Source organism: Asanoa sp. NPDC049573 (assembly GCF_040676615.1).
In the GTDB taxonomy this organism is placed as follows: domain Bacteria; phylum Actinomycetota; class Actinomycetes; order Mycobacteriales; family Micromonosporaceae; genus Asanoa.
Genome location: NZ_JBFAPI010000001.1, coordinates 15,940 through 28,746 on the forward strand (window position 1 = coordinate 15,940; position 12,807 = coordinate 28,746).

Genomic DNA, 12,807 nt, shown 5'->3' on the forward strand with positions numbered 1-12,807 from the left:
TGCGTATAACACGCGATCGGCTACAAACTGAGGGCCGGTCGCGCAGCGTTGCGCGGCCCAGCGCCGCGTGGGACACGTCGAACCCCGCTCATCCCGGCGGCGCCGCCATGACGTCTCACCTACGGCAAGCCAGAGCGGGGATGGGGGGAACCAGCTTCGCCACGCCGCGGCCAGCGGCGAGGGGCGACGCCGGGTGTCGGACGGCACGGCCAGCGCCGTGCCCGCACACCGGGCGGCTCCTTCCGCAGGCGTGCCGGAGGGATCTCGTTCGTGCTCGAACTCCGTTCACGCCGGCCGGGGCGGTCCGCCGCCCGTGCCGGCAGGATCGCCGCGACCACCGCCGCCGCCTGCCTGTGCGCCGGCCAACTGATCGGCACGCCGCCGGCACACGCCGAGGTGGCGGCCGCAGCGGTCCGGCCGGTGCTCACGGCAAGCAACAGCCGGCCCAAACTCCCGTGGGGCGCGACCGCCACGTTGCGGATCGTGGCCAAGGACCCACGGACCGGCAAGCCGGCCGGTGCGGGGACGGTGGTGGCGCTCGAGGAGTACGCCGCCGCCTCGCGGACCTGGAAGGCCCGGACGACCAAGAAGTTGTACGCCAACGGCTACAACTGGTTCGCCGTCAAGCCGGGCGCCACCACCTCGTACCGCATCGTGTTCCGCGGCGGTGGTGGCTACGCGCGCTACTGGTCGCCGACCATGCGGGTCACCGTCACGCCGAGCGGCGCGAAGGTGCTCGCGGAGGCCAAGCGCCACGTCGGGCAGCCATACCGCTACGCGGCGGCGGGACCGTCCGCGTTCGACTGCTCCGGCTACACGATGTACGTCTACCGCAAGGCCGCCGGTAGGAAGCTGCCGCACAAGGCGAACAGCCAGCAGCGCTACGGCCGCGCGGTGTCGAAGTCGGGCGCCCGGCCGGGCGACCTGGTCATCGTGCGCAGCGGTTCGTACGGCACGCACGCCGGCGTCTATGCCGGTGGCGGCTACATGTACGACGCACCGCATCCCGGTAGCCGGGTCGGTAAGCACAAGATCTGGACGAGGAACTACGTCGTCCGTCGGCTCGTCTGAGAAACAGTAAGGAAAGTCCCGGGGCACGGCGGCGCGGCCGCCGTGCCCCGGGACCATCTCCACTTCCCTCCACCACACCGACAGGCGGTGCCCGTTTCCCGCGACGGGTGTGGTTAACGAGGCCATTGGGCAAATCGTTACGCGCGAATTGGAGCTTGTCGGCATTTGGACAAGCTCCTCGGTCGCTGCGCCCTCCACCCGGCTCCACCCCCTTTGACGTGCGGTTTTGCGCGCGTGGCGGCGGGATGTGAAGGCGGATTCTGGTTGCGGGTGGAGGGAAGTGGAGTAGAGTGGGGATCAATGGCGGGGCCGAGAGGGTCCGCCGGCCTCGGGCGGACCGCGAATCCGCCCGCCGCGCGAGGGGGTGGGCCGAATGTTTCTCGGCACGCATACCCCCCGCCTGGACGAAAAGGGCCGGTTGATCCTGCCGGCGAAGTTCCGGGACGAGCTGGCGGGAGGTGTCGTGATCACCAAAGGACAGGAGCGCTGTCTCTATGTCTTCCCGACACCCGAGTTCCAGCGGATCGCGGGGCAGTTGCGCGAGCAGCCGATGACCCACAAGGCCGCACGGGCCTACAGCCGGGTCTTCTTCGCCAGCGCACATGACGAGGTGCCCGACAAGCAAGGTCGGGTCACCATCCCGGCACACCTGCGGGAATACGCGGGTCTGTCCAGGGAGCTGGTCGTTATCGGCGCCAGCACCCGGGTAGAGATCTGGGACAAGCAGGCCTGGGACACCTACCTCGCGGAGAGCGAAGACGACTTCGCCGACATCGAGGAGGGGGTGCTGCCCGGCGGACTGTAGGGCGACGTCGCACCGGGTTCCGCGAAAACCCGGATCGACCGCCGTTCGCCCGTCGTACCGCGAGATCTCCACCCGCTCCCGTCCCTGGCGTCCCTTCCCCGGTGCCAGGCATGGCGGCGGATGGGGATCTGGCGGTACGGCGAGCGATGCAGCCGCCTGGCACGGCGGAAGACGGCGGGTCACTGGGGGGACAACCGATGCAGGAGCCACGCGGCACGCATGTGCCGGTGCTGCTCGAGCGGACGCTCGAGCTCCTCGCTCCGGCGCTCGGCCGTCCCGCCCGGCGGGCCCCGCGGGTCCATGTCGACGCCACCCTCGGTCTCGGCGGGCACGCCGAGGCGGTCCTGGCCGCCTTCCCCGAGGTCACCCTGGTCGGGCTCGACCGCGACACCGAGGCGCTGGCGGCGTCCCGGCAGCGGCTGGCCCGGTTCGACAAGCGGGTCCGGCTGGTGCACGCCGTCTACGACGAGCTGCCCGAGGTGCTCGACGACCTGGGCATCGCGGCGGTCGACGGGGTGCTGATGGACCTCGGCGTCTCGTCCCTGCAGCTCGACGTGCCGGACCGGGGCTTCTCCTACGCCCAGGACGCGCCGCTGGACATGCGGATGGACCAGACCCGGGGCAACACGGCCGAGACGGTCGTCAACACCTACACCGCGAGCGAGCTGACCCGGGTGCTGCGGGTCTACGGCGAGGAGAAGTTCGCGAACCGGATCGCGGCGGCGATCGTGCGGGAGCGGGCGAAGCAACCGATCACGTCCTCGGCGCGGCTGGCCGAGCTGGTCCGGGACTCGATCCCGGCGGCCGCCCGGCGCACCGGCGGGCATCCGGCCAAGCGCAGTTTCCAGGCGTTGCGGATCGAGGTCAACGGCGAGCTCGAGACGTTGGAGCGGGCGGTGCCGGCGGCACTGGACGCCCTCGACCTGGGTGGCCGGATCGTCGTGCTGTCCTACCACTCGCTGGAAGACCGGATCACCAAGCGGGCGATGGCGCCCCGGGCCAGGTCGTCGGGGCCGATCGACCTACCCGTGGAGTTGCCCGGCACGGGGCCGACACTGCGCCTGCTCACCCGCGGCGCCGAGTTGCCCACCGACGACGAGGTGACCGCCAACCCGCGGGCCGCATCGGTGCGGCTGCGGGCGGCGGAACGGATCGATCCCGACGCGGTCGTGCGCACCGACCGACCACGCCGGGTGAAGGCATTGCACCAACCCGCCGCGCGAACGGCGGGCCGGTCCGGGGGCGGAGACCGCCGCGCCCCGGCCGAGCAGTCCCACGAGGACGAGCACAAGGGGGAGGGAACATGACAGATCAGAAGAGCGCACCGCGGTCGGGGGGCCGGACCACGGAGCGCCAGATCGGCCGGAGCACCCGACCGCACCGCACCGACCCGCGCGCGGCGGCGCGTGACCGCGTTGACACACCACCGCGCGAGGGGGGTCGCGCCGCCGCCCGGGAGTTCCCCACCGACGGCACGGCCGCGCTGCGGCCGAAGGAGCGGTTCAGCAAGCCGGCGGCTGGCGGGCCGCGGCTGAAGGTCGCACCGCCGCCGCCGGTGACCGGTCCGCGGGTGCCGTTCGTCGCGCTGATCCTGCTGCTGGTGGTCGGCGGCGTCCTGGGCATCCTGGTGGTCAACACGAAGATCGCCGAGAACGCGTTCCGGATCGAGCGGCTCAAGCAGAACGGGGCCGCGCTCGACATCCAGCAGCAGGAGTTGCAGCGGGAGATCGCCCAGGCGGAGGCGCCGGGCAACCTCACCGCGGCGGCCCGGAAGCTGGGCATGGTGGCCGGCGGCAACCCGGCCTACATCCGGCTGCAGGACGGCAAGATCATCGGAATCCCGAAGCCGGGTGATGGCGCGCCGTCGGTGACGAGCGACCAGACCCCGGGGCGGTAGGCATGCCGCCGCGGACGCCGGACCCCCGGCGGACCCCGCCCCGCACCGGTCGCCCGTCCACCGACGACGGTTCCGCCCCGGCCCGCAGCGGTCGGGGCGGGATCTTCGAGGCGCAGGCCTACACGCCGCGCGGCCGGACGGTGCGCGAGCAGGCGCGCGGGCGGGCCCGGGAGACCCCGGAGCAGGCACCGCCCCTGTTGCGGGTGGTCGACGGCGGCCGGGCCGACGAACCGCGCACCTCCCGCACGGCCGCCGCGACGGCGGGCACGGCGGCGAAGAAGAAGACGGCGGCACCGGGCCGCCCACGGTCACCGCGCGACGACGACGCGGACACCCCGCCGCGCCGCCGCACGCCCACGAAGACCACCGACGCACCGACCGGAAGTCGCTCCGCCACCACGTCGACCAGCGGCCGGTCCACCGGGTCATCCACCCGGTCCGCCGGCGCACCGGCCCGGTCCGGCGGCGGTCAGGCCCGGTCCGGCGGTGGCGGTCAGGCCCGGTCCGGCGGTCAGGCGCGGTCCGGCGCCGGGCAGGCCCGGTCCTCCGGCGCCGGGAAGGGCCGGCCGACCGCGCCGCGCCCGCTGCGCCGCAAGCCGCGGCCGCGGACCAAGCTGGCCGACCCCAACCGCCGGCTGCGGCTCGGCGCGTTCCTGGCGCTGGCCATGTTCGCCTGCATCGGCATCCGGTTGGTCACGCTGCAGATGCTGCCGACCCCGGCGTACGCCGACGGCGGCGTCAACGACCGCCTGCGTACCGTCACGCTCTTCGCGTCCCGGGGTGGCATCTACGACCGGTCGGGCGTGCCGCTGACGCACAGCGTCGAGGCCCGCTACGTCTTCGCCGACCCGACGCTGGTCAAGGACCCGAAGGACGCGGCGGCCAAGCTGTCGCCCCTGCTCGGCGTGGCCCGCTCCGACCTGGAAGCCCGGATGGCCAAGCGCAACCTGCCCGGCGGCACCCCGTCGCGGTTCGAGTGGCTGGCCCGCGGTGTGCCGATCGAGAAGGCCAACCAGGTGATGGCGCTCAACATCCTGGGCATCGGGATCGACCACGACGAGCGGCGGGAGATCCCCGGCGCCGACCTGGCCGCCAACCTGATCGGCATCACCAGTGAAGACATGACGGGCCTCGAGGGGCTCGAGGCGCGCTACGACGACGTGCTGCGCGGCACCAACGGCAAGCACCGGTTCGAATACGGCAAGAACGACCTCAACGCGCCGATCCCGGGCGGCTACAGCCAGGTGGTGCCGGCCAAGCCGGGCAGTTCGCTGACCCTGACCATCGACCGCGACCTGCAGTACGAGATCCAGCGGTCGCTGAGCGCCAACGCCAAGGAGCACAGGGCCAGCGTCGCCGCGGCCGTCGTGCTCGACGTCAAGACCGGTGAGGTGCTGGCCCAGGCCAGCCAGCCGACCTACAACGCGGCCGACTGGGAGGACTATCCGCCGATCGACCGGGAGGACGCGGCGACCTCGTTCGTCGTCGACCCGGGCTCGGTGCACAAGGCGATCATCTTCGGGGCCGGCCTGGAGGAGGGCGTGATCACGCCGAAGACGGTGTGGCCGACCGCGTCGACGATCACCAAGGCCGGCGTCACCTACGAGGACACCCACAAGGCCGACGGCCGGAAATTGTCGATGGCGGGCGCGCTGGCGTTCTCGTCGAACGTCACGACGATCAAGATCGCCGACAGGCTCGGACCGCAGAAGGTGTACGACTACCAGCTCAAGTTCGGCCTCGGCAAGGCGACCGGGGAGGGCATGCCGGGCGAGGCGACCGGTCACGTGCTGCCGCCGGACGAGTGGAACGGCTCGTCGCCCGGCTCGATCCCGATCGGACACAGCGTCGACGTGACCCCGCTGCAGATGGCCGCCGTCTACGCGGCGATCGCCAACGGCGGCACCTGGGTCCAACCACACCTGATCAAGGACACGGTGAACGCCGACGGCACACACGTGGCGCCGCCCGCGCCGCAGAGCCACCAGGTGATCAGCCCGGAGCACGCCGCGCAGCTGCGCAACCTGATGGAGGCGGTCACCACGATCCCGCACGCGACCGGCCTCAACGGCCGGATCAAGGGCTACCGGGTGGCCGGCAAGACGGGCACCGGCAAGCGGGTGGTTGACGGTGAGTACGCGCCCGGCGACGTGGCGTCGTTCATCGGCATGGCACCGGCCGAGGCGCCGCGGTATGTGGTGGCGGTGTTCGCGTACACACCGGGCGGGGGCGGCGGCGACGTCACCGGGCCGGCGTTCCGCGAGATGATGCAGTACACGCTGCAGCACTACCGGGTGCCGCCGAGCACCAAGCCCGCACCCAATTACGTCGCCTTCCCGTAGATCAGCGTGGGTATGCGGAAGCCGGGCACGGACCGGGTAGGGTCTGACGCCGTGCCCGGCAATCCGCGCCCCCGCGCCGTCGTTCCCGTCCGGCTCGCTGACCTGGCGACCCTGGTCGGAGCGGGTGTGCCCACGCCCGACGCCCCGGTGACCGGGATCACCCACGCGAGTGGCGAGGTGCGCCCCGGTGACCTCTACGCGGCGCTGCCCGGCGCCCGCCGGCACGGTGCCGAGTTCATCCCGGCCGTCGCCGCGGCCGGCGCGGTCGCGGTGCTGACAGACCCGGCCGGCGCACCGGCCGCCGCCGCGGCGGGGCTGCCCGCGATCGTGGTCGACGACCCGCGCGAGGCGCTCGGCCCGGTCGCCGCGGCCGTCTACGGCGACCCGACGGCCGGCCTGGTGGTCATCGGCATCACCGGCACCGCCGGCAAGACCTCGACCGCCTACCTGGTCGAGTCCGGGCTGCGCGCCGCCGGTCACGTCACGGGGCTGATCGGCACCGTGGAGACCCGCCTCGGCGACTTCGTGGTCGACAGCGTGCGCACCACCCCCGAGGCCACCGACCTGCACGCGCTGCTCGCCGCCGCCCGCGAGCGCGGGGTCACGGCCGTGGTCATGGAGGTCTCCAGCCACGCCCTGGCGATGGGCCGGGTCGGCGGGGTGCACTTCGCGGTCGGCGGCTACACCAACTTCGGCCAGGACCACCTCGACTTCCACGCCGACCGCGACGACTACTTCGCGGCCAAGGCCAAGCTCTTCGACGGGCGCTGCCGGGTCGAGATCCTCAACCTCGACGACCCGGCCCTCGAGCCGCTGCGCAAGCCCGCGACGGTCACCTACTCGGCCGCCGGCGACCGCGCCGCGACCTGGTGGGCCGACGCCGTCGCCGACGCCGGCTACGGCCAGGCGTTCGCCGCGCACGGCCCCGACGGTGTCCTGGTCGACGCCGGGGTCGCGCTGCCCGGGCTGCACAACGTGGCCAACGCGCTGCTGGCGATCGCGTCGCTGGTCGCCGTCGGGGTCGACCCGGCGACGGCGGCGCGGGGCGTCGCCGACTGCGCCGGGGTGCCCGGCCGGCTCGAGGTGGTCAGCGCGCCCGGCCCGGTGCTGGGCGTGGTCGACTACGCGCACAAGCCCGACGCGATCGTGGCGGCGCTGCGCGCCCTGCGGGCCCGGGCCACCTCCCGGGGCGGGCGGCTGATCTGCGTGATCGGCGCGGGCGGCGACCGCGACCGGGGCAAGCGCCCGCTGATGGGTGCCGCCGCCGCGCAGGGCGCCGACCTGGTGCTGGTCACCGAGGACAACCCGCGCACCGAGGACCCGGCGGCGATCCGGGCCGAGGTGCTGGCCGGCGCGACCGGGCCGGCGGTGGTCGAGGAGGTCACCGGCGGCCGGCGGGCGGCGATCGACGAGGCGGTCCGCCGGGCCGGTGACGACGACGTGATCGCGGTGCTCGGCAAGGGGCACGAACGAGGGCAGGAGGTGGCCGGCGTGACGCACCCGTTCGACGACCGGGTCGAGCTCGCGGCGGCACTGCGGGCCCGGTTCGGCCACCTGGTGGGCCAGCGATGATCAAAATGCGCCTCGACGAGGTCGCGGCGGCGGTCGGCGGCCGGCTGGCCGGCGCCGACCCCGCGGCGGTGCTGACCGGCGACGTCGAGTACGACTCGCGCAAGGTCGGGCCGGGCGGGCTGTTCGTCGCGTTCCCCGGCGAGAAGGTCGACGGCCACGAGTTCGCCGCGGCCGCGGTGGCCGCCGGCGCGACCGCGGTGCTCGGCAGCCGGCCGGTCGAGGGCGTGCCGATGGTGCTGGTCGACGACCCGCTGGCCGCGCTGGCCGCGCTGGCCCGGGTGGTCGTCTCCCGGCTGCCCGACCTGTCGGTGATCGGGCTGACCGGTTCGTCCGGGAAGACCACCACCAAGGACCTGGTGGCCCAGCTCGCGGCCAGGCTCGGCCCGACGGTGGCACCGGCCGGCAGCCTCAACAACGAGCTGGGCTATCCGCACACGGTGCTGCGGTCCGACGAGGCGACGCGCTTCCTGGTGCTGGAGATGGGCGCCCGGGGTGCCGGGCACATCAGCTACCTCGCCGGCATCGCCCGGCCCCGGGTCGGTGTGGTGCTCAACGTGGGCGTCGCGCACATCGGCGAGTTCGGCTCGGTCGAGGGCATCGCCGCCGCGAAGGGCGAGCTGCCCGAGGCCGTACCCGTGGACGGGGTCGCGGTCCTCAACGCCGACGACGAGTGGGTCCGCAAGATGGCGGTGCGCACCCGCGGCAAGGTCGTGCTGTTCGGCGAGTCGGCGGACGCCGACGTGCGCGCCGACGAGGTGACCCTCGACGAGCGCGGCCGGGCGTCCTACACGCTGCGGGTGGCCCGGGGCAGCGTGCCGGTCCGGCTGCGGGTCTCCGGCCGGCACCAGGTGGCCAACAGCCTCGCCGCCGCCGCGGTGGCCCGCGAGCTCGGCATGCCGCTGCGCGAGCTGGGCGAGGCGCTGGGCGAGCTGGAGCTGCGTTCGGCCCGCCGGATGGACCTGTTCGACCGCCCCGACGGGGTGACGGTCATCGACGACTCCTACAACGCCAACCCGGCATCGGCCTCGGCGGCCCTGCGGGCGCTCGCGGCGGTCGGCGCGGGGCGGCGTACCGTCGCGGTGCTCGGCTACATGGCCGAGCTCGGCGAGTTCGAACGGTCCGGCCACGAAGAGGTCGGGCGGCTCGCCGCGGAGCTGGGCGTCGACCGGCTGGTCGTCGTCGGCGACGCGGCCGGGCCGATCCACGACGGCGCGATCGCCCATCCGGGCTGGGAAGGTAGGTCGGTGGTGGTGGGCGACCAGGCGGCGGCGATCGACGCGCTCCACGCCGAGTTGCGGCCGGGCGACGTGGTGCTGGTCAAGGGCTCGCGCTACCGCACCTGGGACGTGGCTGACGCTCTGCGCGCAGACGGGCACGCCGCGTGAGGGCGGTCATCGTCGCGATGGCGGTGGCGTTCCTCGTCTCGCTGTTCGGCACGCCGCTCGCGATCAAGGTGTTCACCCGGCTCAAGGCCGGCCAGCCGATCCGCGCCGACGGCCCGCAGATGCACATGGGCAAGAAGGGGACGCCGACGATGGGCGGCGTGGTCTTCATCGTGGCCACGATCATCGCGTACGTGGCCGGCCACATCGCCCTGACCACGCTGCCCAGCCAGCAGATCTTCCAGGTCGGCCCCACGATCACCGCGCTGGTGCTGCTCGGCCTGCTGGTGTTCTGCGGCGCGGTCGGCTTCATCGACGACTTCCTGAAGGTGCGCCGGCGGCACAGCGGCGGCCTCAACAAGCGCGGCAAGCTGCTCGGCCAACTCCTGGTCGGCGCCACCTTCGGCGTCATCGCGCTCTACTTCCCGAGCACCATGCTCGACAGCACCGGCGGCCGCACCAACTCGGAGACCGTCGGCAGCACCGCGATCTCGTTCATCCGCGAGGTGAGCTGGCTCGACATCGGCAAGGTGGGCTCGGTCATCCTGTTCGTGGCCGTGGTGCTCAGCGCGACCAACGGGGTCAACCTGACCGACGGCCTCGACGGCCTCGCGACCGGCGCCTCGACGATGGTGCTCGGCGCGTACGCGCTGATCGCGTTCTGGCAGTACCGCCACTGGTGCGCCGACCCGAGCTACGTCAAGGCCGGTGCCAACACCTACTGCTACGCCGTACGCGATCCGCTCGAGATAGCCCTGATAGCCGGCGCCGCGGCCGGGGCCTGTGTCGGCTTCCTGTGGTGGAACACGTCCCCGGCGCGGATCTTCATGGGTGACACCGGCGCGCTGGCCCTGGGCGGCCTGATCGCCGGCATGGCGATGTCGACCCGCACGGTGCTGCTGCTGCCGATCATCGGCGGGCTCTTCGTGATCATCACGATGTCGGTGGTCATCCAGGTCATCTCGTTCCGGACCACGGGCAAACGGGTGTTCCGGATGTCGCCACTGCAACACCACTTCGAACTCGCCGGGTGGAGCGAGGTCAACATCGTGGTCCGCTTCTGGATCATCGCCGGCATCGGCGTCGCGATGGCCCTCGGCCTCTTCTACAGCGACTTCCTGGCCGCCGTCACCTGAGGGTTTAACCGACACGCCGAGGTTTTCTCCGGTGTGTGGGCGCGGCGAGCGTCGATGATAGGCCGGTGGGGGAGGAAGCGAAACCGGCCAAGGGCGCGCGGGCGCGCCGCTCGCCGTTCGACGGCGGGCTGGCGGTGGCGGCGCTGCGCGGGCTGCTCGGCCGTCCGCTGGCGTCCTACTACCTGCTGATCTCCAGTTCCGGGCTGCTGCTGGTCATCGGTCTCACCATGGTCTTCTCGGCGACCGGCCCGCGCGACATCGCCGACGACGGCAACGCGTTCGCCGCGCTGGGCAAGCAGGGCCTGTTCGCGCTGGTCGGGCTGGTCGTGTTCTGGATCTGCCAGCGGCTGCCGGCCGGCACCTTCCGGGCGCTGGCCCGCCCGGTGCTGGGCGTCTCCATCGCGCTGCTGCTGTTCCTCAACGGGCTCAACGCGCTGGCCGCGATCCGAAAAGTCGACGTGGTGCACCTCGGCCCGATCCAGAACGACAAGCTCAAGCTCTGGCTGCACATCGGCTCGTTCCAGGTGCAGCCCTCGGAGTTCCTCAAGCTCGGCCTGATCCTATGGGCGGCCGGCGTGATCGCCCGCAAGGGTCCGGCGCTCAACCACTGGCGCGAGCTGGCCATGCCGCTGTTCCCGGTGGTCGCGTTGCTGTTCCTGCTCGTCGGCTACGAAGACCTGGGCACCATGCTGATCCTGCTGGCCATCGTGGTCGGCCTGCTGTGGGCGGCGGGCGTGCGGATGCGGGTCTTCGCCAACCTCTCAGTGGTCGGTTTGGTCGGCATCGGTGGGCTGATCGCGGCGGCGTCCGGCACCGGCTCGGAGGGGGAAGGCGGCAACTACCGCTTCGCGCGGCTGCTGACCTTCTTCAACCCGCCCGCGGACTGCGCCGACAGCGGCTGCTACCAGGGCATCCAGGCTCGCTACGCGATCGACAACGGCGGCTGGTTCGGTGTCGGGCTTGGTGAGGGCCGGCTCAAATGGAACTGGCTGCCGGCGGCCGACAACGACTTCATCTTCGCCGTCATCGCCGAAGAGCTCGGCGTGATCGGCTGCGTGGTGGTGCTCGCCCTGTTCGGCGTCATCGCCTACACCGGCCTGCGGATCGCCCGCCGGATCGGCGACCCGTTCCGCCGCCTCGTCGCGGCCGCGATCACCACCTGGCTGGTCGCACAGGCGCTGATCAACATCGGTGGCGTGGTCGGCCTGATCCCGATCACCGGCGTGCCGCTGCCGTTCATCTCCGACGGCGGCAGCGCGCTGGTGGCGAACCTGGCCGGTGTCGGCATCCTGGCGTCGTTCGCCCGGGCCGAACCCGACGCCGCCCGTGCCCTCCATGCCCGCCCGCCGGCCCGGTGGGTCCGGCTACTCTGGGCCCCGCTGCCTCCGTTGCCTCAGACTCCGGCGGCCAGCCGTCCGGCGGCGCCCGCCGCCGGTCGTGCCACGCGGGAACGCGCAGGCGTGAGCGGCGAGAGGAGACGGTGATGGGTCCGCTGCGGTCGGTCGTGCTGGCTGGCGGAGGGACGGGTGGGCACATCTACCCGTTGCTCGCCTTCGCCGACTGTCTCCGGCGGCACGATCCATCGGTCCGGATCACCTGCCTGGGCACCCCGAAGGGCCTGGAGAACGAGCTCATCCCGCCGCACGGCTACGACCTGCGGCAGATCCCGGCGTTCCAGCTGCCCCGGTCGATCAACATGGCGCTGCTGCGTACTCCCGACCGGATGTTGACCTCCTCCCGCGCGGCCGGCAAGGTGCTCGACGAGGTCCGCGCCGACGTGGTGGTGGGGTTCGGCGGCTACGTCTCGGTGCCCGGCTACCTGGCCGCGTGGCGCCGCGAGCTGCCGATCGTGATCCACGAGGTCAACGTGCCGCCGGGGGTCGCCAACCGGATGGGCATGCGGTTCACCAAGCACGTCGCGGTCGGCTTCCCGCACCAGCCGCGGCAGGCCGACTCGCTGAAGGACGCCCGGGTGGTCGGCGTGCCGCTGCGCGCCTCGATCGCCCACCTCGACCGCCGGGCCGCCTCGGCCGCCGCCCGGGCCCGCTTCGGCCTGCGGCCCGACCTGCCGGTGCTGTTCGTCTCCGGCGGTTCGCAGGGCGCCCGCTCGATCAACCTCGCCGTCGCCGGTGCCGCCAAGGAGCTGTCCCGGGCCGGGGTGCAGGTGCTGCACGTGATCGGCGCCCGCAACGAGCCGGTCTCCGTGCCCAACGACCTGCCGGTGCCCTACGTGACCGTGCCCTACCTGAGCGAGATGGAGCTGGGGTACGCGGCCGCCGACCTGATGCTGAGCCGGGGCGGCGCGATGACCGTCGCCGAGGTCTGCGCGATCGGCCTGCCGACTATCTACGTGCCCTACCCCTACAGCAACCAGGAGCAGAGCCGCAATGCGCAGCCGGTGGTCGACGCGGGCGGCGGGCTGCTGGTCGAAGACGGTGAGATGACCCCGGCGTGGGTCGAGCGCACCGTCATCCCGCTGCTGCACGACCGGCACCGGTTGGCCGCGATGGGCCACGCCGCGGCGGGCTACGGCCGGCGCGACGGTGACGAGGCACTGCTCGACTTCGTTTACGAAGCGGCGACGCACGGCTGAGAAGCACTG

Annotated in this window: 10 protein-coding genes; all 10 read left to right on the forward strand. The window is 72.8% G+C overall.

Translation table 11 applies throughout. The features are described 5' to 3' along the window. Positions 1-270: 270 nt before the first annotated feature. The 10 genes from AB0J74_RS00065 to murG all read left to right on the forward strand — a co-directional run bounded on the left by AB0J74_RS00065 (position 271) and on the right by murG (position 12,798). Positions 271-1,071, forward strand: a complete 801-nt coding sequence (locus AB0J74_RS00065) for a C40 family peptidase (RefSeq protein ID WP_363442437.1) — start codon at positions 271-273, stop codon at positions 1,069-1,071. Positions 1,072-1,444: 373 nt separating this feature from the next. After that, positions 1,445-1,876, forward strand: a complete 432-nt coding sequence (mraZ, locus tag AB0J74_RS00070) for a division/cell wall cluster transcriptional repressor MraZ (RefSeq protein ID WP_089251465.1) — start codon at positions 1,445-1,447, stop codon at positions 1,874-1,876. A 197-nt stretch (positions 1,877-2,073) separates the two neighbouring features. Then, the gene (rsmH, locus tag AB0J74_RS00075) at positions 2,074-3,183 is read left to right on the forward strand and encodes a 16S rRNA (cytosine(1402)-N(4))-methyltransferase RsmH (RefSeq protein WP_363442440.1); all 1,110 of its coding nucleotides are present in this window, start codon (positions 2,074-2,076) and stop codon (positions 3,181-3,183) included. Continuing rightward, positions 3,180-3,773 (forward strand): hypothetical protein, encoded by a 594-nt coding sequence (locus AB0J74_RS00080; protein WP_363442443.1) that lies wholly within the window; start codon positions 3,180-3,182, stop codon positions 3,771-3,773. The genes rsmH and AB0J74_RS00080 overlap by 4 nt, the downstream gene beginning before the upstream one ends. A gap of 2 nt (positions 3,774-3,775) precedes the next feature. Continuing rightward, positions 3,776-6,115, forward strand: coding sequence for a penicillin-binding protein 2 (locus AB0J74_RS00085; RefSeq protein WP_363442446.1), 2,340 nt, complete (start codon positions 3,776-3,778; stop codon positions 6,113-6,115). Positions 6,116-6,127: 12 nt separating this feature from the next. After that, positions 6,128-7,687: a UDP-N-acetylmuramoyl-L-alanyl-D-glutamate--2,6-diaminopimelate ligase gene (locus AB0J74_RS00090; protein WP_363443977.1), complete on the forward strand. Its 1,560-nt coding sequence runs from the start codon at positions 6,128-6,130 to the stop codon at positions 7,685-7,687. Continuing rightward, positions 7,684-9,072 (forward strand): UDP-N-acetylmuramoyl-tripeptide--D-alanyl-D-alanine ligase, encoded by a 1,389-nt coding sequence (gene murF / locus AB0J74_RS00095; RefSeq protein WP_363442449.1) that lies wholly within the window; start codon positions 7,684-7,686, stop codon positions 9,070-9,072. Before AB0J74_RS00090 ends, murF begins: the two co-directional genes overlap by 4 nt. Further along, positions 9,069-10,205, forward strand: coding sequence for a phospho-N-acetylmuramoyl-pentapeptide-transferase (gene mraY / locus AB0J74_RS00100; protein ID WP_363442451.1), 1,137 nt, complete (start codon positions 9,069-9,071; stop codon positions 10,203-10,205). The genes murF and mraY overlap by 4 nt, the downstream gene beginning before the upstream one ends. Positions 10,206-10,339: 134 nt before the next feature. Continuing rightward, complete coding sequence (locus AB0J74_RS00105; RefSeq protein WP_363443980.1) at positions 10,340-11,689, forward strand: putative peptidoglycan glycosyltransferase FtsW; 1,350 nt, start codon at positions 10,340-10,342, stop codon at positions 11,687-11,689. Then, positions 11,689-12,798 carry an undecaprenyldiphospho-muramoylpentapeptide beta-N-acetylglucosaminyltransferase gene (gene murG / locus AB0J74_RS00110; RefSeq protein ID WP_363442454.1) on the forward strand — a complete coding sequence of 370 codons (1,110 nt, stop codon included), beginning with the start codon at positions 11,689-11,691 and terminating at the stop codon, positions 12,796-12,798. Before AB0J74_RS00105 ends, murG begins: the two co-directional genes overlap by 1 nt. The last annotated feature ends 9 nt before the right edge of the window (positions 12,799-12,807 follow it).